At 63.3% G+C, this 22,403-nt stretch carries 35 protein-coding genes; 21 read left to right on the top strand and 14 right to left on the bottom strand.

Features of this window, described 5'->3' with window-relative positions:
• Positions 1-87 precede the first annotated feature (87 nt).
• On the bottom strand, positions 88-489 hold the full coding sequence (locus AC1RNP_RS18340; RefSeq protein ID WP_493052734.1) for a hypothetical protein: 402 nt from the start codon (positions 487-489) through the stop codon (positions 88-90).
• Positions 490-664: 175 nt separating this feature from the next.
• Between AC1RNP_RS18340 and AC1RNP_RS18335 the strand changes: the two genes are divergently transcribed.
• The gene (locus AC1RNP_RS18335) at positions 665-1,591 is read left to right on the top strand and encodes a DNA-methyltransferase (protein ID WP_493052733.1); all 927 of its coding nucleotides are present in this window, start codon (positions 665-667) and stop codon (positions 1,589-1,591) included.
• Positions 1,588-2,847 carry a site-specific DNA-methyltransferase gene (locus tag AC1RNP_RS18330; RefSeq protein ID WP_493052732.1) on the top strand — a complete coding sequence of 420 codons (1,260 nt, stop codon included), beginning with the start codon at positions 1,588-1,590 and terminating at the stop codon, positions 2,845-2,847. Before AC1RNP_RS18335 ends, AC1RNP_RS18330 begins: the two co-directional genes overlap by 4 nt.
• On the opposite strand, the gene AC1RNP_RS18325 is transcribed toward AC1RNP_RS18330, so the two are convergent.
• The 3 genes from AC1RNP_RS18325 to AC1RNP_RS18315 all read right to left on the bottom strand — a co-directional run bounded on the left by AC1RNP_RS18325 (position 2,844) and on the right by AC1RNP_RS18315 (position 3,635).
• Entirely contained in the window at positions 2,844-2,981 is a 138-nt protein-coding gene (locus AC1RNP_RS18325) for a hypothetical protein (RefSeq protein ID WP_493052731.1), read from the bottom strand. The genes AC1RNP_RS18330 and AC1RNP_RS18325 overlap by 4 nt on opposite strands.
• Positions 2,974-3,282 (bottom strand): hypothetical protein, encoded by a 309-nt coding sequence (locus AC1RNP_RS18320; RefSeq protein ID WP_493052730.1) that lies wholly within the window; start codon positions 3,280-3,282, stop codon positions 2,974-2,976. Before AC1RNP_RS18320 ends, AC1RNP_RS18325 begins: the two co-directional genes overlap by 8 nt.
• Positions 3,283-3,389: 107 nt before the next feature.
• The gene (locus AC1RNP_RS18315) at positions 3,390-3,635 is read right to left on the bottom strand and encodes a hypothetical protein (RefSeq protein ID WP_493052762.1); all 246 of its coding nucleotides are present in this window, start codon (positions 3,633-3,635) and stop codon (positions 3,390-3,392) included.
• Between AC1RNP_RS18315 and AC1RNP_RS18310 the strand changes: the two genes are divergently transcribed.
• Positions 3,531-4,472 (top strand): DNA cytosine methyltransferase, encoded by a 942-nt coding sequence (locus AC1RNP_RS18310; RefSeq protein WP_493052759.1) that lies wholly within the window; start codon positions 3,531-3,533, stop codon positions 4,470-4,472. The two genes, AC1RNP_RS18315 and AC1RNP_RS18310, sit on opposite strands and share 105 nt — an antisense overlap.
• Before the next feature lie 6 nt (positions 4,473-4,478).
• Here the strand turns inward: AC1RNP_RS18310 and AC1RNP_RS18305 are convergent, their stop codons facing one another.
• From AC1RNP_RS18305 to AC1RNP_RS18285, 5 genes are all read right to left on the bottom strand, one after another.
• A complete protein-coding gene (locus AC1RNP_RS18305; protein ID WP_493052729.1) occupies positions 4,479-4,802 on the bottom strand; it encodes a hypothetical protein in 324 nt (107 codons plus the stop codon).
• 160 nt (positions 4,803-4,962) lie between these two features.
• Positions 4,963-5,316 (bottom strand): hypothetical protein, encoded by a 354-nt coding sequence (locus AC1RNP_RS18300; protein ID WP_493052728.1) that lies wholly within the window; start codon positions 5,314-5,316, stop codon positions 4,963-4,965.
• A 162-nt stretch (positions 5,317-5,478) separates the two neighbouring features.
• Entirely contained in the window at positions 5,479-5,781 is a 303-nt protein-coding gene (locus AC1RNP_RS18295; protein ID WP_493052727.1) for a hypothetical protein, read from the bottom strand.
• A 68-nt stretch (positions 5,782-5,849) separates the two neighbouring features.
• On the bottom strand, positions 5,850-6,152 hold the full coding sequence (locus AC1RNP_RS18290) for a hypothetical protein (RefSeq protein WP_493052726.1): 303 nt from the start codon (positions 6,150-6,152) through the stop codon (positions 5,850-5,852).
• On the bottom strand, positions 6,149-6,766 hold the full coding sequence (locus AC1RNP_RS18285) for a DUF3489 domain-containing protein (RefSeq protein WP_493052725.1): 618 nt from the start codon (positions 6,764-6,766) through the stop codon (positions 6,149-6,151). The genes AC1RNP_RS18290 and AC1RNP_RS18285 overlap by 4 nt, the downstream gene beginning before the upstream one ends.
• 192 nt (positions 6,767-6,958) lie before the next feature.
• On the opposite strand from AC1RNP_RS18285, the gene AC1RNP_RS18280 reads away from it, so the two are divergent.
• Together AC1RNP_RS18280 and AC1RNP_RS18275 are read left to right on the top strand one after the other, a co-directional pair.
• Positions 6,959-7,342: a hypothetical protein gene (locus tag AC1RNP_RS18280; RefSeq protein WP_493052724.1), complete on the top strand. Its 384-nt coding sequence runs from the start codon at positions 6,959-6,961 to the stop codon at positions 7,340-7,342.
• A 200-nt stretch (positions 7,343-7,542) separates the two neighbouring features.
• The gene (locus AC1RNP_RS18275) at positions 7,543-8,043 is read left to right on the top strand and encodes an SET domain-containing protein (protein ID WP_493052723.1); all 501 of its coding nucleotides are present in this window, start codon (positions 7,543-7,545) and stop codon (positions 8,041-8,043) included.
• Positions 8,044-8,166: 123 nt separating this feature from the next.
• On the opposite strand, the gene AC1RNP_RS18270 is transcribed toward AC1RNP_RS18275, so the two are convergent.
• Together AC1RNP_RS18270 and AC1RNP_RS18265 are read right to left on the bottom strand one after the other, a co-directional pair.
• Positions 8,167-8,439: a hypothetical protein gene (locus tag AC1RNP_RS18270; RefSeq protein WP_493052722.1), complete on the bottom strand. Its 273-nt coding sequence runs from the start codon at positions 8,437-8,439 to the stop codon at positions 8,167-8,169.
• Between the two features lie 5 nt (positions 8,440-8,444).
• The gene (locus tag AC1RNP_RS18265; RefSeq protein WP_493052721.1) at positions 8,445-8,630 is read right to left on the bottom strand and encodes a hypothetical protein; all 186 of its coding nucleotides are present in this window, start codon (positions 8,628-8,630) and stop codon (positions 8,445-8,447) included.
• Positions 8,631-8,803: 173 nt separating this feature from the next.
• On the opposite strand from AC1RNP_RS18265, the gene AC1RNP_RS18260 reads away from it, so the two are divergent.
• On the top strand, positions 8,804-9,403 hold the full coding sequence (locus tag AC1RNP_RS18260) for a hypothetical protein (RefSeq protein ID WP_493052720.1): 600 nt from the start codon (positions 8,804-8,806) through the stop codon (positions 9,401-9,403).
• A gap of 106 nt (positions 9,404-9,509) precedes the next feature.
• Positions 9,510-10,094 carry an elements of external origin gene (locus AC1RNP_RS18255; RefSeq protein WP_493052719.1) on the top strand — a complete coding sequence of 195 codons (585 nt, stop codon included), beginning with the start codon at positions 9,510-9,512 and terminating at the stop codon, positions 10,092-10,094.
• On the opposite strand, the gene AC1RNP_RS18250 is transcribed toward AC1RNP_RS18255, so the two are convergent.
• Both AC1RNP_RS18250 and AC1RNP_RS18245 read right to left on the bottom strand, forming a co-directional pair.
• Positions 10,091-10,306, bottom strand: a complete 216-nt coding sequence (locus AC1RNP_RS18250; RefSeq protein WP_493052718.1) for a hypothetical protein — start codon at positions 10,304-10,306, stop codon at positions 10,091-10,093. The genes AC1RNP_RS18255 and AC1RNP_RS18250 overlap by 4 nt on opposite strands.
• Before the next feature lie 8 nt (positions 10,307-10,314).
• Positions 10,315-10,515: a hypothetical protein gene (locus AC1RNP_RS18245; protein WP_493052717.1), complete on the bottom strand. Its 201-nt coding sequence runs from the start codon at positions 10,513-10,515 to the stop codon at positions 10,315-10,317.
• 87 nt (positions 10,516-10,602) lie between these two features.
• Here AC1RNP_RS18245 and AC1RNP_RS18240 point away from each other — a divergent pair, with 87 nt between their 5' ends.
• The 14 genes from AC1RNP_RS18240 (at position 10,603) to AC1RNP_RS18175 (ending at position 21,434) form a co-directional block, all read left to right on the top strand.
• The gene (locus AC1RNP_RS18240) at positions 10,603-12,552 is read left to right on the top strand and encodes a phage terminase large subunit family protein (RefSeq protein WP_493052716.1); all 1,950 of its coding nucleotides are present in this window, start codon (positions 10,603-10,605) and stop codon (positions 12,550-12,552) included.
• The gene (locus tag AC1RNP_RS18235; protein WP_493052715.1) at positions 12,549-12,764 is read left to right on the top strand and encodes a phage head-tail joining protein; all 216 of its coding nucleotides are present in this window, start codon (positions 12,549-12,551) and stop codon (positions 12,762-12,764) included. The genes AC1RNP_RS18240 and AC1RNP_RS18235 overlap by 4 nt, the downstream gene beginning before the upstream one ends.
• Complete coding sequence (locus AC1RNP_RS18230) at positions 12,764-14,251, top strand: phage portal protein (RefSeq protein ID WP_493052714.1); 1,488 nt, start codon at positions 12,764-12,766, stop codon at positions 14,249-14,251. Before AC1RNP_RS18235 ends, AC1RNP_RS18230 begins: the two co-directional genes overlap by 1 nt.
• The gene (locus AC1RNP_RS18225) at positions 14,251-15,426 is read left to right on the top strand and encodes a S49 family peptidase (RefSeq protein ID WP_493052713.1); all 1,176 of its coding nucleotides are present in this window, start codon (positions 14,251-14,253) and stop codon (positions 15,424-15,426) included. The genes AC1RNP_RS18230 and AC1RNP_RS18225 overlap by 1 nt, the downstream gene beginning before the upstream one ends.
• Positions 15,427-15,429: 3 nt before the next feature.
• Complete coding sequence (locus AC1RNP_RS18220) at positions 15,430-15,822, top strand: head decoration protein (RefSeq protein WP_493052712.1); 393 nt, start codon at positions 15,430-15,432, stop codon at positions 15,820-15,822.
• A complete protein-coding gene (locus AC1RNP_RS18215; protein ID WP_493052711.1) occupies positions 15,735-16,838 on the top strand; it encodes a major capsid protein in 1,104 nt (367 codons plus the stop codon). The genes AC1RNP_RS18220 and AC1RNP_RS18215 overlap by 88 nt, the downstream gene beginning before the upstream one ends.
• Positions 16,835-17,125, top strand: a complete 291-nt coding sequence (locus AC1RNP_RS18210; protein ID WP_493052710.1) for a head-tail joining protein — start codon at positions 16,835-16,837, stop codon at positions 17,123-17,125. Before AC1RNP_RS18215 ends, AC1RNP_RS18210 begins: the two co-directional genes overlap by 4 nt.
• Positions 17,118-17,546 carry a hypothetical protein gene (locus AC1RNP_RS18205; protein WP_493052709.1) on the top strand — a complete coding sequence of 143 codons (429 nt, stop codon included), beginning with the start codon at positions 17,118-17,120 and terminating at the stop codon, positions 17,544-17,546. Before AC1RNP_RS18210 ends, AC1RNP_RS18205 begins: the two co-directional genes overlap by 8 nt.
• Positions 17,547-17,991: 445 nt before the next feature.
• The gene (locus AC1RNP_RS18200; RefSeq protein WP_493052708.1) at positions 17,992-18,555 is read left to right on the top strand and encodes a hypothetical protein; all 564 of its coding nucleotides are present in this window, start codon (positions 17,992-17,994) and stop codon (positions 18,553-18,555) included.
• A gap of 81 nt (positions 18,556-18,636) precedes the next feature.
• Positions 18,637-19,395, top strand: coding sequence for a phage tail tube protein (locus tag AC1RNP_RS18195; RefSeq protein ID WP_493052707.1), 759 nt, complete (start codon positions 18,637-18,639; stop codon positions 19,393-19,395).
• Positions 19,395-19,829 carry a DUF6631 family protein gene (locus tag AC1RNP_RS18190; protein WP_493052706.1) on the top strand — a complete coding sequence of 145 codons (435 nt, stop codon included), beginning with the start codon at positions 19,395-19,397 and terminating at the stop codon, positions 19,827-19,829. Before AC1RNP_RS18195 ends, AC1RNP_RS18190 begins: the two co-directional genes overlap by 1 nt.
• A 183-nt stretch (positions 19,830-20,012) precedes the next feature.
• A complete protein-coding gene (locus AC1RNP_RS18185; protein WP_493052705.1) occupies positions 20,013-20,228 on the top strand; it encodes a DUF7940 domain-containing protein in 216 nt (71 codons plus the stop codon).
• On the top strand, positions 20,209-20,685 hold the full coding sequence (locus tag AC1RNP_RS18180; protein WP_493052704.1) for a glycoside hydrolase family 24 protein: 477 nt from the start codon (positions 20,209-20,211) through the stop codon (positions 20,683-20,685). The genes AC1RNP_RS18185 and AC1RNP_RS18180 overlap by 20 nt, the downstream gene beginning before the upstream one ends.
• A gap of 65 nt (positions 20,686-20,750) precedes the next feature.
• Positions 20,751-21,434, top strand: a complete 684-nt coding sequence (locus AC1RNP_RS18175; RefSeq protein ID WP_493052703.1) for a hypothetical protein — start codon at positions 20,751-20,753, stop codon at positions 21,432-21,434.
• A 76-nt stretch (positions 21,435-21,510) separates the two neighbouring features.
• On the opposite strand, the gene AC1RNP_RS18170 is transcribed toward AC1RNP_RS18175, so the two are convergent.
• Positions 21,511-22,347 carry a peptidoglycan-binding domain-containing protein gene (locus AC1RNP_RS18170; protein WP_493052702.1) on the bottom strand — a complete coding sequence of 279 codons (837 nt, stop codon included), beginning with the start codon at positions 22,345-22,347 and terminating at the stop codon, positions 21,511-21,513.
• Between the last annotated feature and the right edge of the window lie 56 nt (positions 22,348-22,403).

The following is a 22,403-nucleotide window of genomic DNA, read 5'->3' as shown; positions in this document are numbered from 1 at the left end:
TTGGCGCAGTTCTTGAGACAAGCGCAGGCGTCTAACCTGCACTCGTGCGTGGAAGTTTCAGCTATAAATTAAGGCGTGAACCAATCGTCACGGTATCTTTGTGTCAAACATGGATGAGTGGTTGACCGTGATGACTTTGCATGTGCCGTTGTCATTCCAAGCAAAGTGCAAATGCGAGTCGTTGCCCACCGCCTCGGCCATATGAACCATCTGCGGCTCGCTCGTCATGCACGACACCGCGACGCGGTTCTTGTCAAGAGCGCTGCAGGTTGCGGTTGGATTTGGAAATCCGGTTTGTGAAACGATCTGGCAGCCAATGGACTGTATGTTATCGATGCTGTTGTGCACGGTTGCCAACGAGCCGTAAGCGTACTTACCCGACAGATTGATGCTGACATCGCTCGGGACTCTTTGACCGGCGGATGCTGCGTTCGAAAGAACGGCGCAGGCAACTAAAAGCGCGGATGACGTGATGCGACAGCGATTCATGGTGACTCCTTTTCATGGGAATAGGTCCGCCGCCAGGACGGGCCATGTGCGGCGACATGTGAGGCTGTAGGGTCCTCAATCCGAAACTCGGATTTCAGGCGGAAAACGGATCACCGTTCGTCACGGGCGGGCGCCGACCGCAGCCATACCGGCCGCAAGCATCGATGGGAGCTGTGTGTCCGAATCCATTCCTGGTGTCGCCCGCGTCGGCGACATTTGGCAACTCGGCGAGCACCGGCTCGCCTGCGGCGACGCCGGCGATGCCGCGCTCATCGACAAGCTGATGCAGGGCGAGCGCGCAGCGCTGTGCTTCACCTCACCGCCCTATGTCGCCCAGCGCATCTATGCCGGCATGCGCGTCCACGATTGGGACGCGCTGATGCAATCGGTGTTCGCCGCAGCGCCGTTGCGCGGTGACGGCCAGGTGCTCGTCAATCTCGGCCTCGTCCATAAACGCAACGAGGTGGTCCCGTACTGGGAGCCGTGGATTGGCTGGATGCAGACGCAGGGCTGGCGGCGCTACGGCTGGTACGTGTGGGACCAGGGTCACCTCCCCGGTCGCTGGTACGGCCGCCTCGCCCCGAGCTTCGAATTCGTCTTCCACTTCAACAAGACCCCGCGCGAGCCGAACAAGATCGTGCCGTGCAAGTGGGCGGGCACATATCAGCATCTGCGCGAGGACGGCACGGCATCGAACCTGCGTGGCCGCGATGGCAAGTTGTCGGTCTGGAACAAGCCGCACATGCCGGTGCAGCCCACGCGCGTACCCGACAGCGTCATCCGCATCACCCGGAACCGGCGCCGCCTCGGCACCGGTCTCGACCATCCAGCCGTGTTCCCGATAGGACTGCCTGAGCACATCATCGCTGCCTATAGCGACCCCGGTGAGATCGTTTACGAACCTTTCTGCGGCTCGGGCACCAGCTTGCTCGCCGCCGAGAAGACCGAGCGCGCGCTGCGCGCGGTCGAACTGGTGCCTCGCTACGTCGACGTCGCGCTTGTGCGCTTCCAGCGCGCGCATCCGAAGGTGCCGATCACCCTCCTCAACACAGATCAATCGTGGCGCGATGTCGCCGCGCAGAGAACGGCGCCTGCCGCATGATGACGTTACACGTGGAACAGCGACCGATCGCGTCGCTGATTCCATATGCAAAAAATGCACGCACGCATTCGGATGCGCAAGTCGCGCAGATCGCCGCGAGCATCGCCGAATTCGGCTGGACGAATCCGATCCTGGTCGACGGCGACAACGGCATCATCGCCGGCCACGGCCGGCTGCTGGCCGCGCGCCAGCTCGGCCTGAGCGAGGTACCAGTCATCGAACTGGCGCACCTCACGCCCAACCAGCGCCGTGCTTACATCATCGCTGACAACCAACTCGCCTTGCAGGCCGGCTGGAACGAGGAACTCCTCGGCCTGGAACTGGCTGATCTGAAGGCGGCTGACTACGACCTGTCGGTGATCGGTTTTGATGATGCCGAACTCGGTCGGTTGCTTGGCGAGGCCGAAGAGACACATGACGGCCTGACCGATGATGACGCGACGCCGGAGTTGCAGGAGGCCGCGGTCTCTCGCCCCGGCGACTTGTGGCTCCTTGGCGAGCACAAGCTCTTGTGCGGCGACGCCACCAACGCCGACGATGTCGCCTGCCTGCTCGGCGAGGAACGCCCGCACCTGATGGTCACCGACCCGCCGTATGGCGTGGAGTACAACCCGGGCTGGCGACACGAGGCCGGCGTCAACAACACGCAGCGCCTCGGTCAGGTCCGCAACGACGACCGCGCCGACTGGCGCGAGGCCTGGGCACTGTTCCCCGGCGATGTGGCCTACATCTGGCATGCAGCGTTGTATGCCAGCACGGTGCAGGCGAGCCTGGAATCGTGCGACTTCAACGTGCGCTCGCAGATCGTATGGGTGAAGTCCCGCTTCGTACTCTCGCGCGGCCACTACCACTGGGGCCACGAAGCCTGCTGGTACGCGGTCAAGGACGGCGCCGCCGGCCACTGGAACGGTGCACGTGATCAATCGACCGTGTGGCAGATCGCCTACGGCACGGACGAGGAAGACCCGGCCACCACGCACGGCACGCAGAAGCCTGTCGAGGCGATGCTGCGGCCGGTGCTGAACAACTCGGCTGTCGGCGATCTGGTATACGAGCCCTTCAGCGGCTCGGGCACGACGATCATCGCCTGCGAGAAATCATCGCGCCGCGCACGCGCCATCGAGATCGATCCGCGGTACGTCGATCTCAGCATCCGGCGCTGGCAGTACTACACCGGGCTGACGGCAGTGCGTGAGGTCGACGGAATGAGCTTCGGCGAGGCAGAACACCAGGAAGCAGGCACGCCAATCCACTAACGCCTGGACACCGAGATCTCGGCCTGCTCGGGAGGATCGAAGACCGACCAAGCCGCGCAACGTGCTTCGCTCTCGGTCACGGCATGAACCGTTCCGACGTACTTGCCGTCGACATAGACGTTCCATTCAACCATTGCTGCTGACCCCCGACGACGCAGTGCGTTTCGGTTTCGATTCAGTAGCGTCGATGCGCTGCAATGCCTCCTCGTGACGGGCCAAGCGCAGCAGCGGCAGCCCGAGCGGCAACTCCGAGCCCAGGATCGAATTGACGTTCGACACGATGGTCCATTTCGTATACGCGCGGTCCGCTGCATGCAGCGCCGCCTTGTTCACTTCAATATCTCGAAGCGTGCGACGCAACTGCGCAAGCACATCATCCAGTGCTTCGAGGGTGTCGGTAGTGATCTCTTCGAGCGAGTGGTTCGGTTCAGTCATGTCGATCGCCTGCTGGTTGAAGTGACCACATGAACGCTCTTGTCCGGCAGGAAGCCAAGCAACATCTCGCCTACTACAACGAAATTGATCCGTACCTGTGCTTGTGGTTAAGCAACCTGTCCGACGCTGGCACGATCCCGCGCGGCGTGGTCGACCCGCGCAGCATCCGCGATGTCCAGCCCGATGACCTCGAAGGATTCAAACAAGTCCACTTCTTCGCCGGCGTCGGTACCTGGGGCTTTGCCGCCCTGCTCGCCGGCTGGCCGGAGGACGAGGAACTCTGGACAGCGTCCTGCCCCTGCCAGCCGTTCTCGGTCGCCGGCCAAGGCTGCGGGATTGATGATCCACGGCACCTATGGCCCGACGTGTTTCGCCTCGTCCGTGCCCGAAGGCCCGCTGTCCTGGTGGGAGAGCAGGTTGCGGCAGCAGCTGGCCGCGGTTGGCTCGACGGAGCATTCGCTGATCTGGAAAGCATCGGTTACACCTGCCGGGCGGTCGTTGTCCCGGCTTGTGCCGTCAACGCGCCGCACCGCCGTGATCGCCTGTGGTTCGTCGCCGTCCGAGATGGCGTTATGGGTGACGCCGATGGCGCGCGATTGGAAGGACTCCCCGGGGATGGGACTGCAGCGCGCGGATGGCCGATCGAGGATCGACGGTCTGCCGCGCCAGATCGCCGCAGCACTGTGGGCGACGCCGACCGCCTCGGCGGACAAGTCGATCCGCACCCCGCCGGGCGCGCGCCGGGAAGTCGAGCGCGGCCGATCGCCAGATCTCGCGGCGCAGACGATGGCGCTCTGGCCGACGCCGCAGACCCGCGAGGCCGGCGGCGGCGAGTATGCGGATCCGGCGAAGGCGCAAGCGCGGATGACGAGCGGCCATCAGGTCAACCTGGCGGATGCGGTGAAGGCGTTGTGGCCGACCCCCAATACCGTCGATGCGACTGGCAGGGGCTATCACCGCAAGGGGAAGAACATCTACCCCGCCATTCCGGGACTCATCGGGCAATCGCTCCCTGGACCCAAAGCGACTGGATCGTCGGACACGACGGCAAAGCCCGCCGGGTCCCTCAATCCAGCATTCGTCTTCTGGCTGATGGGGTTCCCGCCCGCATTCCTAAGCTGCGCGCCGGAGGCAATGCCATCGTCCCGCAAGTCGCGGCGGAAGTCCTCCGCGCATTGCGCGGAGAATGAAGCCATTCAATCCTCGGCGGCGAGGCCGACATAGCGGGCGTAGCGATAACCTTCAGAATCGACGTACAGCGCGCGGCGCTCCGGCGCGGTTACCTCAATGACCAGCCATTGGCGTAGCGCATTGCGACCGCCACGATCCGCCAGCCAATCATGCGACTGGAAGAAGTTGGAAGCGAAGGCATCGTACTGATCTGCGGTCATCACGCGCGATTCCTCCACCAACGCCGTCACCTCGTCATACCATCCCTCGGCGGCAAGCCGATCAAGTAAATCTGCCAAATCACCCACCTTGCGAGCCATACGAACTTTCAGGGTACGGGATGCGTTCATTGCAAGCTCCATCTCATTAGGGATGGACATGAACGCTTCGACGCAGGTGGAAGCCAAGCACGAAGTGCAGGATGTTCGCGCCGATGCGGTTGTGGTTAACCTGACAGACACCTTGTCAGCACGGAGCGAAAGCGCTCCGCGCTGCGCGGTGGATTTCCACTCAGCCCTCGCCGGCGACGTGATACTCGGCGACGTAGCTGGCCAGCATGGTCTTGCGGTAGGGAACACCGTATTTGGAGCAGATCCAGTGGTTGATCCGCTTGGTGCTCCAGTACGTCGCGGCTGCCCCAACCGCATCTTCCAACGTGTTCCCGTCCAGCATCCGATTGAGCACGTCGTCGGCGAAGTGCCGGCCGTAGCGGCTGTCGAGAAACCAGCGCACCGCCTCGGCGGATTCTCGGGTGGCCTCGGCGATGGCGGCAAAGGCCAGCAACCAAGCGCTCTCGGCATGTCCGCCCATTGTTCCGTAGAATCCCCATCCTTCATTCTGTGTCTGCAGGATATCCTTGCTCATCGTTGTGTCTCCGAAGTGTTTTGGTAGACACATGAACGCTTCGATCCGAACAGAAGCCAAGCGTTCCCTCGCGCTTCTTCGCGCGAAGTACATCGGCAGACACCCGTCAGACAGGTTCGTTGCAATCTGGTGTCGTGGTTTCTGGCAACCACCAAGACGGCATCACGGTTCCTTGCCATCACCCTCGCCTTCTTTACGCAGTAAGTCGCCCGATACCTTCCAGGTGGTGCCTCCAACAAGGATGGAAACACTCTTCCGATTGATGCGGGTGACCTTTCCGTGGAGGAATCGGCCTGCTCGATCTCGAAAGAAGACGTTGTCTCCTGGATGGAAACACCTCGCCTGGGCGGCAACACAATCGCCGTGTCGGCGCCTGAGCAGATCGAAGCAATGGACGATGTCGCCTTGCTCCATGCGAATGGCGGGATTACTCAGTGCCGCGATAATGTCGGCTGCAGTTTGCATCTGGAGTTTCCTTTGAAAGGGTTGCGGTGGGTCTGATCGGATGCGCCCGTTGGCGCATCCGTCTCCGTTCAGTGCGTGGTTTGCGTTGCCGTCCGCCATGCCTTGACGCCAGCCTCGGTGATCTCCAGCACGGCCAACATGAAAGCAGGCTCTTCCATCCAAGGCGCATGTTTGGCATCGTCCAGAAGCTGGCTGACCGCTGGCTTGGACGCTTCGCGCATGGCGCGAAGTGCAGGCTCCAACGTCGCCTCGCTGGCCCCCTTTGCCTCCGGCGTGAGGGCTGCAAACACCTGCATCGATGCCTGAGCAAGACGTTTGGCGAGTGCATCGAGGATCGCTTTCTTGTTCTCGGGCAAGGCCGGAGCGCTCATTGAGCGCTCGCCTCTTCCGAGATGCGGTAGACCCGCGCGCCGCTCGCGTCCTTGGTCGAGGTGATCGTCAGGCCGAGCTTCTTCTTGAAGGCTCCGGCGAAGGTGCCGCGCACCGTGTGCTGCTGCCATCCGGTCACATCGCAAACTTCTGCGATGGTGGCCCCCTCCTTGCGGCGCAGCATGGCGATCACCTGCGCCTGCTTGCTGTTCTCGCGGGTGCGGCGCGGTTGGCCGGAACCTCCATCCGGCGCGGCCTTCTTGCTGGTCTTGGCGGACTTCGCTGGCGCTGCCTCGGCAGGCGTCGGCTCCGGACGCTTCTTGCCGATGGCGGCGTAGCCGGCATCGGTCAGCCAGCAGCCTTCGTTCTCGTTCTCGACTAGGCCAGCGGCGATCAGCGCTCGCAACACCTTGCTGCGCGCACCGCCGTTGACGTTCTCGGGGAACTGCTCGATGTGGCCCTGCGTTTTGACGGCCAGCTTCAGGACGGCGGCCTGGGTGTCAGAGATCTTGATCTTGGTGTTCAAGGTAGTGGTTGCTTTCGCTTCGGTTTGCATCGTGGGCTCCTTGGCCGCTTGGTGTGGCGACATGAACGCTTCGATGCGCGCGGAAGCCAAGCGCGCTGCGCAACTGATTCCGATTGTTCCGGCTGGCGTTAAGCAGTGAGACAACTTCGTGCATCTGCAACATGGCTCCATCGGCGAAGCTGTCCGCCGGGTGTCTGTTGATGCTGTTGATGCGGGCTCTGCGCTTGGCTTCTGTGCAAAGTGAAGCGTTCATGCGGTCACACCCAGCACGGAGACCGCCCCATGAAAAACAACATCGCCACGATCGCCAGGCTCTACCTCGGCATCGATTCCCTGCGACCGCGCAGGAGAAATCGCCCTCATTCCTACGCGCTCAATGTCGCCATTCCCAAACGGGCGCTGACTGCCGCTTATCTCGATGGCTACGCGGCTGGATTCCGCGCCGCCAACGGCAGCAAAGAGGACCTGCTACCCACCGAAGAGCATCTGATGGAGAACGGCGAGTGGCTCGGCGCCGGACCTGAGGATCCTGAGACTTGGCCGAATGCCGAAATGGTCATCACAGCACCCATCCCGGAAACGGAACTGACAACTGACCCAACGATGGACGATTTCGCCTGCATGGTGCTGATCCCGAACGCAGTCAAGCAACGTCGGATCAGATAACCATCAGAGGAACGGATGACCGTCCCGTCAGGGGCGGTCTGATTCAACGCTGCAGCCGGGGCTTGTTCACGCCGGGTACGCGCAAGCGCGGATAGCGTAGGTCTCGTCGCAGAGGCGACATACAGGCCGACAGTGCAATCGCGGCACGCGACAGCTTTCGTTTTAGCAGGGAGGCTCCACGTAACAGGCTCCCTGCCCCCATGACTTCCTGCAACACAAAAATCACCGCAAGACGATCCGCCATCCACGGCACCGGCGTGTTCGCCACCCGTCCCATCAGGAAGGGCGAATGCGTTGTCCAGCTCAAGGGCATGCTCCGCACCCACGCGGATGCGAAAGCTCTCTACGACAAGAAGCAACACGGCCACACCTTCCTGTTTTACCTCAACGATGACTACGTCATCGACACTGGGATCCGCGGCAACATCGCGCGCTGGATCAATCACAGCTGCGCGCCCAATTGCGAGGCGGTCATTGAGGAAGATGCCTCGGGAAACCGGCGCCACGACAAGATCTTCATCGAGGCGATCCGGGACATCGCCCCCGGCGAGGAACTGACGTACCACTACAGCCTCGAACTGGATGCGCCGATCACCGCCAGGGACAGGAAAGAGTGGGCCTGCCGGTGTGGTGCACCGAACTGCACTGGGACGATGCTCGGGGAGCCAGCGCGCGAAGATTCCCTCAGCGTCGCGGCTTAGGCTTGCCCTTCCCCGTGCGCCCGCCCAAGCGTCGGTGGGTCGGCTTGGCGGATGGTCCGTGCCGAAGCGCCGCCTTGTCCTGGCGGCGCTTGCGTCGTTTGCGGGTGATGCGGGATTTCCGGCTCATAACTCCTCGCCGGAGTAGTTTTCGAGCGCGTTGCTGTTGATCATTCGAACCGCTTCACCCAGCTTCAGACGATGGATGTAAAGGTCGTAGTCGAGATCGGCCGCTTCGCACACCTCGGTGACAATGTCGCGGCACAGTTCGGCCAACTGTGCCGCCGCTGAGGTTTCATCGCGACTCAGCGGCTCTTCTGCCCCATCGATCAACCGGTTCAGGGCATCCCGGCAATCGCGCAGATCGGACAGGGTGTTGCGGAAGCGGCAATAGGACATATTACTCATCGGTTTTTGCCCTTCTTTCGACCGGAATTCTCGTAAAACTCAACGGCCCCGCGGGCTTGCTCAATGGAACCAACCGCGAAGTTCAACTCGTTCTGATAGATCTCATCGTTCTTGTAGAAGTCATACAACGCTTCGATGCTCTTCTGGATTTCGTTCAATGCCTTGATGACATGGTTGCTCATGGTGGTTGCTCGTCATTGGCCATGCTTGGCCGGTGACGACATGAACGCTTCGATTTGCCTGAAAGCCAAGCAATTAATTGGCGAACGCAAGCGGCAGACAGGGCACGGACAGCTTCGCGGACAGCACCACGAAGCTGTCACGCGGCTGTCTGAAAACGGTAGGACTTCGAGCAATGCTTGGCTTTCAGGCAAATCGAAGCGTTCATGCGACCGAACTCACCACCAACGGATCGCTGATGAACACAAAAACGACGACCACCCTGCAACAGGCCTGCCCGATTACCCTGAAGCGACTGCACATCGCGCGCCAGCTCAGCGAAGAGACCATCGCCTATTCCGCCCAGGTGTACTGGTCGGGAAGGCTGATCGGGCATATCCATAATGATGGGCATGGTGGAAGCTCGTGCTTGACTCCCGCGATGGCAGGTCGCGGAGCGGACTTCGATGCCGCGCAGACCTATGCGAAGGCGCAAGAGCATGATTACGGCGCCGGGCTCGGCGTGCTGCCCTTCGATGATCTGGAAGACTTCGTAGACCACCTCGTGGGCGAGGAGATGGCCCGACAGGATGCGGAGCGCTGGCTCAAACGCAATCTGAAGATCAAGACCGTGCTCCTGTCCGGCGGAAGAATCTACACGAGCAAAGTTCGATGGACCGGAGATACGGATCGAATCGAACGGTTGATTCGCGCCAAGCACTCGGACGCGGTGATCCTCAACACCCTCACGCTGGAGGACGCCCTCGCCCACTACCTGTCGGTACCGGCTGAATAACGCCTTCCTCAAGACCAAACGGCACTTTGATCGCCCGCGCTCATGGCAACTTCCATGAGCGCGAGCAGCTGAACCTGCACCATCACATTCACTGACCGCGCTGCTTGTGGGAATCTCGATCCGGGCCTACGGCCGACATCGCGGCGTGTCGGACGCGGCCGTGCGCAAGGCCATCGCCACCGGCCGCATTACGCCCGAACCGGACGGCACGATCGACGCGGTCAAGGTCGACGCCGAGTGGGCGCGCAATACCAGCCAGGCCTATCCCGGCAGTGAGCGCCGCAGCGGCGCGCAGGCACCTGCGGCGACTCTACCCTCTCGTATCGTGCCGGCAGCGCCACGTGCGCCCGCACGCGCGCGCACCGAGGGCGACGCCGGCGAGGTGCCTGCGAGCAGCACGGCGACCTTCACCCAGGCGCGCACCGCCAACGAGGTCCTGAAGGCGCAGCACCACAAGGTGCGGCTGGCGCGGCTGAAGGGCGAGTTGATCGATCGCGCGCAGGCGCTGGCGCATGTGTTCGCGCTGGCGCGCGCAGAGCGCGATGCCTGGCTCAACTGGCCCTCGCGCATCAGTGCCCTGCTCGCCGCCGAGTTCGGTGCGGATCCGCACACAGTTCACGTCGCGCTGGAGCGCGAGGTGCGCTCGCACCTCGCGGAATTGGGGGATGTTCGCGTTCGGCTGGACGACTAGCCGCCGCCCTGCTCCTCATCCGGCAAAAGCGCAGTGGCCTGCTCCAGATATAGGGCGATGAGGTGGAATTTCGCGCCGAGGTCTGCGCGTCCGCGCCACGCTTCTCCTTCGACCTGTATCCGACAGATCAATTCGGCGGTCGAGGATTCGATGCTGTCGAAGAAATCCTCGGGATAGAGGGCTTCGGCCTGCTCTGTGATGTGTTCGTTCATGGCGGGCCTCAGCGTCCGGTCAAGGTTTCAAGATAGGTGCTGGCGTCGTCCAGCAGCCTCTCAACTCGCGCCATCATGAGCGTCCCGGTTTCGGTTTCCAGCTTGGCTGGTTCGAGCTGGGAAACGACGGACGAGAGGTGAGCAATTTTCTGCTCGATCGATTCGCTCAGCGCGAAGGATTGCAGCAGGTCTGTGGCGGTACGGTACATGCGGTGTTCTCCGTGTTGGGGAACGCATGAACGCTTCGATTTCGACAGAAGCCAAGCAGAAGAGATGTCGCGTCGCGACATGCCCGAATGATCGATTACGACGGCGCGACCGATGTCGGTCACGCCTGGCGCGATGGCCTCACGCCCGACCCCCTGCTGACCGTTTCCGAATGGGCGGACCAGCACCGCGTGCTGTCCTCCGTCTCATCAGCCGAACCGGGGCGCTGGCGCACCGCGCGCACGCCCTACCTGCGCGAGATCATGGACGTGCTCTCGCCAGCATCCGCGATCGAGCGTGTTGTGTTCATGAAAGGTGCGCAGATCGGCGCCACCGAGGCCGGCAACTGTTGGATTGGTTACGTCATCCATCACGCACCGGGGCCGATGATGGCGGTCGCCCCGACCGTCGAGATGGCCAAGCGCAACTCGAAGCAGCGTATCGACCCGCTAATCGAGGAGTCCGCGGCATTACGTGAACGCATCGCGCCGGCCCGCGCGCGCGATGCCGGCAACACCATCCTCGCCAAGGAATTCCGCGGTGGCGTGCTGGTGATGACCGGCGCCAACAGCGCGGTCGGCCTGCGCTCGATGCCGGTGCGTTATCTGTTCCTGGACGAGGTGGACGGCTACCCGCACGACGTCGAGGGCGAAGGTGATGCGGTGGCGCTGGCTGAGGCCCGCACGCGCACCTTCACCCGGCGCAAAATCCTGCTGATCTCGACGCCGACGATTGCGGGTGCCTCGACCATCGAGCGCGAATATCTCGCCTCCGACCAGCGCCGCTACTTCGTGCCGTGCCCGCACTGCGGGCACATGCAGTGGCTGCGCTTCGAGCAGCTGCGCTGGGATTGGGGCACTCCGCTCTCGGTGCGCTACGTCTGCGAAGACTGCGAGTCCGGCATCTACGAGCACCACAAGACTGCGATGCTCGCCGCTGGTCAGTGGCGCGCAACCGTGCCGGATGCTGCCGGCAAGACGGCCGGCTTCCACCTGTCCTCCCTGTACTCGCCGGTCGGCTGGCGCAGCTGGGCTGACATCGCAGCAGCATGGGAAGCCGCGCAGGGCCACGCCTCTGCGCTGAAAGCATTCAAAAACACCGAGCTTGGCGAGACCTGGGAAGAGGAAGGAGAAGCGCCGGATTGGGAGCGGTTGCTGGAGCGCGGTGAGGATTACCGCATCGGCATCGTGCCGGACGGCGGACTGCTGCTGACTGCCGGTGCCGACATCCAGCGTGATCGCATCGAAGTCTCGGTCTGGGCCTTCGGACGTGACCGCGAGTGCTGGCTGGTCGAGCATCGCGTCCTTCCCGGCGACACCGCGCGCGAGGCCGTGTGGCGCGATCTCGCGGCACTGCTCGGCGAGACCTGGACGCATGCCTCGGGTGCGCTGATTCCATTGTCCCGCCTTGGTTTGGACACCGGCTTTGCCACGCAGGAAGCCTATGCCTTCGTGCGCAAGGTTCGCGATCCGCGCGTACTGGCGATGAAGGGCGTGCAGCGTGGCGCGGCGCTGATCGGCACGCCAACTGCCGTGGACGTGACGATCGAGGGTAAGCGCCTGCGCCGCGGCGTGAAGTTGTATGCGGTGGCCGGTGGCATTGCCAAGTTGGCTCTCTACAACGCGCTTCGTCTGACGGTTGAGGCCGGCGACGATGGTGGCCTCGTCTATCCCGCTGGCTACATCCATCTGCCGAAGATGGATGCCGAGTTCATACAGCAGCTCACTGCCGAGCACTTGGTCTCTCGGCGCGACAAGCATGGATACCTCGTGCGGACGTGGGAGAAGAAGCGCGAGCGCAACGAAGCCCTCGATGCCTACGTCTACGCCCGCGCCGCCGCGCAGCAGGCGGGCATCGATCGTTTCGAAGACCGGCACTGGGATGAGCTGGAACGCGGCCTTGGCCTGCTGCCCACACCGCCGCCGCTGACGGCACTGCCACGCCCTATTCCCGACCAGGCCGTTGACCCCAGCGGCCGTTCTGTTTCTGGATCCCGCCGTCCCGCGCGCCGTGTGGTCCGCAGCCGATTCCTGTCATGACCGAAGCCCCCTACACCGCCGCGCAGTTGCAGGCGCTGCGCAACGCGCTCGCGCGCGGCGAGCGCCGTGTCGACTTCGGCGACCGCTCGGTCGAGTACCGCAGCGTCGAGGAGCTGCGCGCCGCGATCCGCGAGGTTGAAGCGGCGCTGTCGCAGGCGGCCGGCGGCACGCGCACGCGTCAGGTCCGCATCAACAGCAATAAAGGATTCTGATGGGTTGGTTCTCGCGCATTCGGACCGCCCTGTTCGGCGGCTCACCGATCCACGAAGTCTCCGGCCGAGGCCGCCGTGCGCTGGCCTGGAGTCCCGGCAATCCCGGCGCCATCGCCGCACTGCTGTTCACCGGTGATGCGCTGCGCTCCCGCTCGCGCGATCTGGTGCGGCGCAACGCCTGGGCCAACGCTTCGCTGGAGGCGTTCGTCGCTAACGCAGTCGGCACCGGGATCAAGCCGCAGTCGCAGATTACGGACGAGGCACAGCGCACCGCAGTGCAGGCGTTGTGGCTGGAATGGACCGACGAAGCGGATGCCGCGGGGCTAACGGATTTTTATGGGCTGCAGGCACTGGCTTGCCGCGCACTGCTGGAAGGCGGCGAGTGCCTGGTGCGCTTGCGCCCGCGCCGGCTCGAGGATGGCCTGACCGTACCGCTCCAGCTCCAGTTGCTCGAACCCGAGCATCTGCCGCTCACGCTCAACCGCGAGCAGCCTAACGGCAACGTCATTCGTGCCGGCATCGAGTTCGACAATCTCGGCCGGCGCGTGGCGTACCACCTGTATCCGTCCCACCCGCAGGACGGCGCGCTCGCGCCGATGAGCCGGCAAGGTGGCATGGACACTGTGCGCATCCCGGCACGCGAGGTCCTGCACCTGCTCCGGCCATTGCGCCCCGGACAAATCCGCGGCGAGCCCTGGCTGGCGCGCGCGCTGGTCAAGCTCAACGAACTGGACCAGTACGACGATGCCGAACTGGTGCGCAAGAAGACAGCGGCGCTGTTCGCCGCCTTCATCACCCGGTCCGGCCCCGAAGATCCGCTCCCGGGTGATCGCCCGACCGGAACACCGGGCGTGTCGATGGCCAGCCTGGAACCGGGGACGCTGCAGTACCTGGATCCGGATGAGGACATCACGTTTTCGACTCCGGCCGACGTCGGTGCTTCCTATGAGGCATTCCTGCGCGCGCAGTTTCGCGCCATCGCCGCGGCGATGGGCATCACCTATGAGCAACTCACCGGCGACCTGACCGGCGTCAACTACTCCTCCATCCGCGCCGGTCTGCTTGAGTTCCGGCGTCGCTGCGAAATGCTCCAGCACAGCGTGCTGGTCTTCCAGCTGTGCCGTCCGATCTGGAATGCCTGGATGGATGCGGCGGTGCTCGCCGGCGCGGTCGAGCTGCCCGGCTACCGCCGCCGCAAGCGCCAGTACCGCGCCTGCAAGTGGATCCCGCAAGGCTGGTCGTGGGTGGATCCGGAAAAGGAATTCAACGCGGTGATCCTCGCGATCCGCGCGGGCCTGCTCTCGCGCGCGCAGGCCGTCTCGAGCTTCGGCTATGACGCGGAAGAGATCGACCGCGAGATCGCCGCCGACAACGCCCGCGCCGATCGCCTCGGCCTGCTGTTCGACACCGATCCGCGCCAGCTCGCCCGCAACGGCGCGAAGCACGCAGCGCCGCCTGTTCCTGCTGAATCTCCTACGGAGTCTTGATGACCCTGCCCCATCTGGCGGCGCGCGTGTTCAACACGCCGCTGCTGATCCAGCGCGCCAAGCTGGATGTGATCCTGTCCGTGCTGACGCCGAAGTGGTCGCTGGAGGCCGCGCCGTCTCCTCGACGCGACGAGCAAGACACGACTGACGATGCCATGCCGCCCGGCTCGATCGCCGTGCTGCCGATCCACGGCACGCTGGTGCAGCGCACACTGGGCCTGGATGCGCTCTCCGGGCTCGTCAGCTACCAGTCCATCGGCCAGCGCTTCGATGCATTGCTGGCGGACGAGAATGTGCGCGGCATCGTGCTCGATATCGACAGTGCCGGCGGCGAAGCCGCCGGCGTCTTCGATCTGGCTGATCGCATTCGCGCAGGCCGTGACATCAAGCCGGTCATCGCCGTTGCGAATGACGCCGCATTCTCCGCCGCCTACGCATTGGCCAGTGCCGCGCGCACGCTCTATGTGACCCGCACCGCCGGCGTCGGCTCGATCGGCGTGATCGCCCTGCACATTGATCAATCGGCTCGCGACGCAAAAGAAGGCTACGTCTACACCCCGATCGTTGCCGGCAAGCACAAGAACGATGCCTCACCGCACGAGGAACTGAAGCCCGAAGCGCGGGCGGTGATTCAGACCGAGGTCGACCGCCTCTACGACCTGTTTGTCGACACGGTCGCCGCGCAGCGCCAGTTGCCAGCCGCCCTCGTGCGCGCCACCGAAGCCGGCCTGTACTTCGGCGCCGATGCGGTCAATGCAGGCCTCGCCGACCACGTCGGCACGCTCGATGACGCCCTGGCCGCCCTGACGGCCGAACTCGATTCCCCCACCGCTCCCAAGGAGCCCCTCTCCATGTCCACCGAACCCACTGCGCCGACCGGCGCGGAGCTCGACGCTGTGCGCGCGCAGGCGCAAGCCGATGCACAGACTCGCGCACTGACGATTGCCGAACTGTGCGAGCTGGCCGGCAAGCCGGACCTGACGGCGACCTATCTCGCACAAGGCCTCACGCCCGATGCCGTGCGCCAGCGCCTGCATGCCACGCGCGCCGAGCCGACCACGCCCGAGATCAGCTCGCACATCGCGCCCGACGCGAAACCACCCGGCGCGTCCCTTGAGGACAACCCGCTCATCAAAGCCGTCAAGGCGCGCGCAACCACCGCGCGCAAGGAGTAACCCGTGTCCCTGCCCACCTATCCCGTGTTCCACGAGGAACTCAATCTCGGCGATCTCGTGAAGTACGAGGGTGACAACCTCTACTCGCGCGATCTGGTCATCGTCGCGCCCGGCCAGAACCTGGTCCTCGGCCAAGTCGTCGGCGAACTGACAGCCAGCGGCCAGATCGTCGCACTGCAGCCAGCCGCCAGTGACGGCAGCCAGATCGCCATCGGCATCTGCATCAGGCCGATCACCACCGGCGAGAACCCGAATCCCGACGGCCTGATTCTCGCCCGCCATGCCGCCGTCGCGGACGGCGCGCTCGTGTGGCCGCCGGACATCACCCCCGAACAGCAAGCCGCCGCCGTGCAGCAACTGCGCGCGCTCGGCGTGCTCATCCGCCAAGAGGTCTGACCCCGATGTCCATGAACAACCCTTTCCACAATCCTGCCTTCTCGCTCACCGCGATGACGGCGGCGATCAACATTCTGCCCAACCAGTACGGCCGGCTGGACGATTTGAACCTGTTCCCTGTGAAGCCTGTCCGCTTCCGTCAGGTCACGGTCGAAGAGAAAAACGGCGTGCTGTCCCTGCTGCCGACGCTCCCGCCCGGTAGTCCCGGCACGGTCGGCAAGCGCGGCAAGCGCAAGATGCGTGCCTTCGCGATTCCGCATATCCCGCACGATGACGTGGTGCTGCCGGAGGAAGTCTCCGGCATCCGCGCCTTCGGCACGGAAACGGAACTGGAGACGATTGCCGGCGTCATGGCCGATCACCTTCAGACCATGCGCAACAAGCACGCAATCACCCTGGAACATCTGCGCATGGGTGCGCTCAAGGGCGAGATCCTCGATGCGGACGGCTCGGTCCTGATCAACCTGTTCGACATCTTCGAGATTCCGCCGAAGTCCATCAATTTTGAGTTGGACAAGCCCACCACTGACGTCAAGAAGAAGTGCCTGGATCTGAAGCGGTACATGGGCAAGGCGCTCAAGGGTGAGCGCATGGACGGCATCCGCGTGCTGGTCTCGCCAGAGTTCTTTGATGCGCTCACGGCGCATGCGAAGGTCGAGAAGGCTTACGAGCGCTGGCAAGAGGGTGCGGCGCTGCGCGAGGACATGCGGAACGACTTCCGCTTCGCGGGCGTGCGCTTCGAGGAGTACGACGGTGAGGCCAGTGATGCGGAGGGCACCAGCCGCCGCTTCATTGCCGCCGGCGACGGTCATTCTTTCCCGACCGGCACGCTGGACAGCTTCGCCACCTACGTGGCGCCGGCCGACTTCAACGAGACGGTGAACACGCTCGGTCAGTTGCTCTACGCCAAGCAGGAGCCGCGCAAGTTCGAGCGCGGTACCGATCTGCACACGCAAAGCAATCCGCTGCCGATGTGCCACCGGCCGGCGTTGCTGGTTAAGCTGACCGCGCAATGAGCCTGGACCTCGACCCCGTCCACCTCGCGCAGTTCGAGGTGTTCGGGGTGGACGCCACTGTCCGCCGCGGCGACGCCACGATCCAGACGCGCGTCATCGTGCGCGATGGGGTCGACAAGATCGGCGAGTTCGGCCGGGTCATCGGCCGCACCCGCCAGGTCTGCTTCCTGCGGGACTGGTTCCAGCCGCAGCGCGGCGATGTGGTGACGATTGGCTCGCGTGTGCAGCCGGTCGAATCCATCGTCAGCGATGACGGCTTCGTGGTCGAGGTAGTGCTGTATGGCTGATCCCCGTGCCTGGGAACTGCTGCAGGCTCTCGCCCATGTCCTGGCAAAGATTCGTGTCGACAACGGCTACCACAGCGATATTGGCGAGGCGATCTGGCTGGAGCCGGCACAGCGGCCGGAGTCCGATGCGGTGGGTCTGACGATTTCGAGCCTCGGCATCGCGCGGGATGAAGCGCAGCCGATGGGCAAGCATCGAGACCTGCGCGTGCTGCTGGAAGCAGCCTACCCAACCGCACTAGACGATGCCCATCAGCGCGCGCACGAGTTGATCGCCGACATCGAGGATGTACTGGAGTCAGATAGCTGGATGCCGGAGGCATTGCCGGTGCGCTTCGAAGAGGCCGCTATTCTTGATCGACCGGAGGGGTTGCCCGTCATTGTCGTACAGGTCGTTGTGACAGCGCGTTATCGGCGTCCGTGAATTTCTCCGGCTGGCCTGCTCTGCGCGCGCGCAATGATAGGACCAGGGTTCGGGAGAAAGATGTCCCCATTGTCGACTGCTACGGCGCTGACCCGACTATCGATCAGCATCTTCGACAACGCCGTATAAAAATTCGCTTCACTTCGTACCCGTAGTGCCTTGGCAACAATCGACAGATCAATTCCGCGAAGCAGGACCACTGTGGTCACTGATTTGAGTAACAACGCGCTTAGGAAAGGACTCTCAGCACCGCGATATCGCAACGCCCGGAGATAGCGATCAGTGACCCACATCGGCCGATCCAGCACATGCACACCAGCGTTGAACCGACCAAAGTGATACAGCACCGTTGATGCCGGCAAAGCTGACACCGGAAGCCCCCCTAACGGGATCATTCGCGCTAGCCGCGCATAGCCGGTCGGCCCCATCCCCCACCCCAAAAAATGTGACACACATCATTGTAAGCGCCGATGGCGCGCTTGGGGTGGCACGTGCCTTCAGTGCCCTTCCGCAGAAGATCACCGCCGTCCAGACGCGCGCACTCGGCACGCTGCGCCGCCGCTGGCCCGTGCTCGCCCGTCGCGACATCCAGATCGAGTACGCCTTGCGTGCCCAGCGCATCAATCAGGATCTGCGTGTGCGCCGCACGGCCGAAGGCTTGCAACTGGTGGGTGCCTACAACGGCATCGGCCTGCGCAACTTCGGTGCGCGCAAGACGAAAGCCGGTGTGACCTACTCGGTGCTGCGCGGCAAGCGCTCGCTGCGTGCCGGCAGCTTCCTCGCCACCTTGCTCGGCGGCAACGTGCAGGCCGTGCGCCGTGAAGGCGACAAACGCCGCATGACCGCCGGCCGCTACGTCGGCAGGCGCCGGCAACCGCTGGTGGTCGAGTACGGCGCTTCGGTCGCGCAGATGTTGCGCAAAGGCGATCGCCCGCAGCGCCTGGCCGGCGCCGGCCTGCGCGTGATCGAGGACGAACTGCGCCGCCTGCTCGACCGCCCGCTCCGCTAAGCCTTCTTTTCTCCAACCCGCGCTCCCGTGTCCTCCGACGCGGGGATGCGTGCGCGCGTCCTTCCCCTTCGGACGCCCCCCATGAGTAGCCAAGATCTCTTTTCCTTCCAGGGCAAGGTCTACCTTGCCCAGCGGCTGGCCAACGGCCAGATCGGCCCGCAGCGCTGGGTCGGCAATGCCCCGCAGTGCCAGCTTCGCCTCGAAGTCCAGAACTCCGACAAGACCGAATCTTTCTCCGGCGACCGCTTGCTCTATGGCCGGCTCGCGCAGAGCAAGACGGCGACGGTGTCGCTGACGCTGGACGAATTCACGCCCGAGAACGTCGCGCTCGGCCTCTACGGCACGCCGCTGCAACGCGAAGCTGGCAATGCGCCCGGCGAACTGCTGCCACCTGATCTCGTCGTCGGCGACACCATTCGCCTGGATCGCAGCTACATCAGCGATCTCACCCTGACCGACAGCGCCACGCCACCCGTCGAGATCCCGACCGCTAAGTACCGCATCGACTCGATCTCTGCCGGCTTGATCACCATCCTCGATGTAGCCGGTTTCCAGCAGCCGTTCAAGGCGACCTACAAGTACGCCGCGGTGCGCAACATCGCTTTGTTCACCGCGCCGGCACCCGAGCGCGTGCTGCTGCTCGACGGCATCAACACCATCAACAAGCGCAAGGTGATCGTGACGCTCTACCGCGTCGGCTTCAATCCGATCGAGCAGCTGGACATGGTCTCCGACGACTGGGGCTCGCTGGTGCTCACCGGCGCGGCCCTGTTCGATGAGACCGCGGCGCTGGATCCGGAGTTGGGCGGCTTCGGCAAGATCGAAATGGCGGTGGTCTGATGGCGCGCAAGGTCAATAAGCCGAAGGCCAAGCGCCCCGCCCCATCTGAACTGGACATCCTGCAGCCCCACCGCACGCTGCCGATCGGCGGGCGCGAGGTGACCGTGCGCGAACTTGGCTTCTTCGAGAGCCTGTCGCTGTCGGCACCCGTGTCGGCGCTGGTCGCCGCGCTGGTGGAGAAGACCGGTGGTGCCGATCTCGACCTGGCGTTGCTCTACAGCGTTTGTGCCGCGCAGCCGGAGGCGACCGTGTCCCTGCTCGCCCGCGCCTGCGACCAGCCGGAGGACTGGGTCCGCTCCCTTACCGCCAGCCAGGGCGATCTGCTCGTGGTGTCGTTCTGGGCGGTGAACGCGGATTTTTTTCTGCAGCGCGTGCTCAGCGCCAGAGCTATGCAGACCCAGGCGATGTCTGGTCCCACGTCCTCGGGACCCTGATCGACCACCACCACGGCTGGGATTTCCTGATGCGGGCCACAGCCCGCCAACTCGCCCTGTTCTATCGCGTGGCGATTACGCGCGAGCGGCAAGGACGCGCCGAACGCATCGAGGACGTCAACGCTGGCTTTGCCGGCGGCAAGAGTGCCGACCGATTCCTTCAACTCCTACGGAGCCCCCCACATGAAACTGATCGATAACTGGAAAACGTCCTGGCGCCTGTTTAGCGTCCAGGCAATGGCGGTCGCGCTCGCCGTGCAGGCCGCGTGGACCGGCCTGCCCGAGGCCCTACGGGCCAGCCTGCCGGCGTGGGTGGATTCCGCCGTCACGGCACTGGTCCTCATCGCCGGCCTGATCGGCCGCCTGATCAAGCAAGACGATGGCACGCCTGTCCGCTGACGCCGCCGGCGGCGCGAACGTCCTGGCCTTTCTCGATACGATCGCTTACGCCGAGGGCGTCGAGCGCTTCAGCCAGGACGACGGCTACGACGTGATCGTCGGCGGCACGACCTTCACCGACTATCGCCAGCATCCGAACGTGCGCGTGTACCTGCCGCGGTACGGCCTACACAGCACGGCCGCGGGCCGCTATCAATTCATCCGGCCCACGTGGAGGAACTTGCAGAAACGGTTGAGGCTGCCCGACTTCGGGCCGGAATCGCAGGATCGTGCCGCCATAGAACTGATTCGGGGACGGCGCGCGCTGAAGGATGTGCAAGCCGGCCGTTTCGACAATGCGATCAAGAAGATTCGCACGATTTGGGCCTCGCTGCCCGGTGCTGGATATGGTCAACGCGAGGTGGCGTTACAAGACTTGCGTAAGGTCTTCCGCCAAGCTGGAGGAAGGTTGGCCTGAGTTGGTATCAGAATCTGAGACATCGCTGCACTATCAACTCTCCACACCATCACGGAGGAACTGACATGCGCGTTGCTCTGAATCTGCTCGAACTCTATCCCTGGTTGTTGGCATTGCTCCTGCCTGTGGCCGGCGTTTTTGCCTGGATGAAGTACCGCACCGGCCGATTGCATCTATCCGAAAAGGGGTCCTGGCGATTCTATCGGCAGATCGCCAATGAACCGCTCGGCATTCAGTTCGCTGCCAATACGACGTTCGGCTTTTTGATCGACAATCGAATTCTCGATCTTGCCCGCCAACGAGAGAATCCTCTCGGGTTGTTGCGCGATTACAAGCTTGCACGAGGCCATATTCGATATGGCGATCAGAATTTCGTCCAGTTCGCGAGTGGTCGCCCGTTGAACTTCAAGCGCCGCGCGAATGTGTTGTTGTTTCTCACAGGCGCTTGGATGATTGGACCGTGGGTCTTTGCGGTCTTTGCACCTCTCTTTGCGCCGATGAGCCAGACGACGCAACTCCTGCTGATTAGTGTTGCGTTGATGGGGTGCATTTTCTCACCGTTCTTCATCTACCTCCATTCTGCGCACTTGGCCGCACATCGCTTGCTGCACGAGTTGGATGAACGCCACCCATCAACCCCTTCGCGGCAACGTCAAAGCAATGGCTCCGATTTCGTCGACATTCCGGTAATCGGCCGTTCTACCAAACGATTGGCAAGGACAAAAGCACCAGCAGCCGCTGTTGACTGATCAACTAATCTGATTCCGTTTCTTCAATGCCACCGCGAATTGGTGCTGACGGCCAACGCCGCCAGCACCAAGATCCTTACCCGAACGCTCTCGCGCCGTGACTGTGGCTCGGATTCTGATGTACTTCTTGCGTGTTGTTGGGCTGATTCGCGGCCGCCAAACGGACATTGACTTCCTCGACTGATGGCGCGGGCTTAGTCAGATCCACAGAGGCCCGGAAGCCTGGGGTGGTGCCCTCCACATGAATCTGATCGTTCCGTACGGCCACTCCTTTCAATTTGTCTGGCGTGGCAATGCCGTTATCCACGGCGTGCAATGTTGCTTCCGCAGCCTTCGCATCGGGCACGCTGGCAGGAAGCTGCCCTCGAATCGCGTCATAAAGGGGCCGATTGGGATGTGAGGCATCGGCCATCACCGCCGGTCGCTCGCGGCCATTGCTATTCCCACTGTCGGCGATGTAATCGCACGCCTGTCGGCCCTCGTCTCCTTTTGACGGCGTGAAGTTCAGATCCCTGACTCCTTCAGGCAAGCGCAGGTTTTTCCCGTCGCGCCCCATGTAGTGCTCCATGTGGCGCCAATCTTCGGCATCGAACTCGCCAGGGCGGGCTCGCTCTCTCGCCATGTATTTCTGCAGATCCTCGGGTGAGGTACGCATCCCGATCACATCCTCCCCTTCTCTCGCGCCATCCTTTGAGAATTTGGCATGAGCTTCGCGGACGGCTCCCTCCGTCTTCTCGTCAAAAATGCCAGTCACCGGAAGGGTGCCTCCCTTCTCATCACGAATCCCATAGTGATTCAGGTTGTCTTGGAGCATCGCGACATCGCGACCGCACATACCCAGCTTCAGCGGTGAACGCATCTCAAGTGTGTTCGGGCCTTCGTTGACTTGATGGGGATTGACCAAATTCGACATGCGACCTCCATGTTCATTAGTTCTAGGGAAATTGGGCATTCTCTGATTGCCCAGTC

The sequence above is a fragment of the Luteimonas sp. GW821-FHT14E02 genome (assembly GCF_058803905.1).
This window is presented reverse-complemented; position numbering and strand designations above follow the sequence as displayed.

What these genes read in the sequence shown, in the direction of transcription:
- AC1RNP_RS18265 (WP_493052721.1), bottom strand. Translation starts at nt 8,630, where the DNA reads ATGAGCAACCATGTCATCAAGGCATTGAACGAAATCCAGAAGAGCATC.
- AC1RNP_RS18260 (WP_493052720.1), top strand. Translation starts at nt 8,804, where the DNA reads ATGCTTGGCTTTCAGGCAAATCGAAGCGTTCATGCGACCGAACTCACC.
- AC1RNP_RS18330 (WP_493052732.1), top strand. Translation starts at nt 1,588, where the DNA reads ATGATGACGTTACACGTGGAACAGCGACCGATCGCGTCGCTGATTCCA.
- AC1RNP_RS18195 (WP_493052707.1), top strand. Translation starts at nt 18,637, where the DNA reads ATGAGTAGCCAAGATCTCTTTTCCTTCCAGGGCAAGGTCTACCTTGCC.
- AC1RNP_RS18280 (WP_493052724.1), top strand. Translation starts at nt 6,959, where the DNA reads ATGAAAAACAACATCGCCACGATCGCCAGGCTCTACCTCGGCATCGAT.
- AC1RNP_RS18325 (WP_493052731.1), bottom strand. Translation starts at nt 2,981, where the DNA reads ATGGTTGAATGGAACGTCTATGTCGACGGCAAGTACGTCGGAACGGTT.
- AC1RNP_RS18235 (WP_493052715.1), top strand. Translation starts at nt 12,549, where the DNA reads ATGACCGAAGCCCCCTACACCGCCGCGCAGTTGCAGGCGCTGCGCAAC.
- AC1RNP_RS18225 (WP_493052713.1), top strand. Translation starts at nt 14,251, where the DNA reads ATGACCCTGCCCCATCTGGCGGCGCGCGTGTTCAACACGCCGCTGCTG.
- AC1RNP_RS18180 (WP_493052704.1), top strand. Translation starts at nt 20,209, where the DNA reads ATGGCACGCCTGTCCGCTGACGCCGCCGGCGGCGCGAACGTCCTGGCC.
- AC1RNP_RS18270 (WP_493052722.1), bottom strand. Translation starts at nt 8,439, where the DNA reads ATGTCCTATTGCCGCTTCCGCAACACCCTGTCCGATCTGCGCGATTGC.
- AC1RNP_RS18210 (WP_493052710.1), top strand. Translation starts at nt 16,835, where the DNA reads ATGAGCCTGGACCTCGACCCCGTCCACCTCGCGCAGTTCGAGGTGTTC.
- AC1RNP_RS18230 (WP_493052714.1), top strand. Translation starts at nt 12,764, where the DNA reads ATGGGTTGGTTCTCGCGCATTCGGACCGCCCTGTTCGGCGGCTCACCG.
- AC1RNP_RS18240 (WP_493052716.1), top strand. Translation starts at nt 10,603, where the DNA reads ATGATCGATTACGACGGCGCGACCGATGTCGGTCACGCCTGGCGCGAT.
- AC1RNP_RS18205 (WP_493052709.1), top strand. Translation starts at nt 17,118, where the DNA reads ATGGCTGATCCCCGTGCCTGGGAACTGCTGCAGGCTCTCGCCCATGTC.
- AC1RNP_RS18170 (WP_493052702.1), bottom strand. Translation starts at nt 22,347, where the DNA reads ATGTCGAATTTGGTCAATCCCCATCAAGTCAACGAAGGCCCGAACACA.
- AC1RNP_RS18275 (WP_493052723.1), top strand. Translation starts at nt 7,543, where the DNA reads ATGACTTCCTGCAACACAAAAATCACCGCAAGACGATCCGCCATCCAC.
- AC1RNP_RS18290 (WP_493052726.1), bottom strand. Translation starts at nt 6,152, where the DNA reads ATGAGCGCTCCGGCCTTGCCCGAGAACAAGAAAGCGATCCTCGATGCA.
- AC1RNP_RS18190 (WP_493052706.1), top strand. Translation starts at nt 19,395, where the DNA reads ATGGCGCGCAAGGTCAATAAGCCGAAGGCCAAGCGCCCCGCCCCATCT.
- AC1RNP_RS18175 (WP_493052703.1), top strand. Translation starts at nt 20,751, where the DNA reads ATGCGCGTTGCTCTGAATCTGCTCGAACTCTATCCCTGGTTGTTGGCA.
- AC1RNP_RS18340 (WP_493052734.1), bottom strand. Translation starts at nt 489, where the DNA reads ATGAATCGCTGTCGCATCACGTCATCCGCGCTTTTAGTTGCCTGCGCC.
- AC1RNP_RS18300 (WP_493052728.1), bottom strand. Translation starts at nt 5,316, where the DNA reads ATGAGCAAGGATATCCTGCAGACACAGAATGAAGGATGGGGATTCTAC.
- AC1RNP_RS18320 (WP_493052730.1), bottom strand. Translation starts at nt 3,282, where the DNA reads ATGACTGAACCGAACCACTCGCTCGAAGAGATCACTACCGACACCCTC.
- AC1RNP_RS18185 (WP_493052705.1), top strand. Translation starts at nt 20,013, where the DNA reads ATGAAACTGATCGATAACTGGAAAACGTCCTGGCGCCTGTTTAGCGTC.
- AC1RNP_RS18295 (WP_493052727.1), bottom strand. Translation starts at nt 5,781, where the DNA reads ATGCAAACTGCAGCCGACATTATCGCGGCACTGAGTAATCCCGCCATT.
- AC1RNP_RS18245 (WP_493052717.1), bottom strand. Translation starts at nt 10,515, where the DNA reads ATGTACCGTACCGCCACAGACCTGCTGCAATCCTTCGCGCTGAGCGAA.
- AC1RNP_RS18305 (WP_493052729.1), bottom strand. Translation starts at nt 4,802, where the DNA reads ATGAACGCATCCCGTACCCTGAAAGTTCGTATGGCTCGCAAGGTGGGT.
- AC1RNP_RS18250 (WP_493052718.1), bottom strand. Translation starts at nt 10,306, where the DNA reads ATGAACGAACACATCACAGAGCAGGCCGAAGCCCTCTATCCCGAGGAT.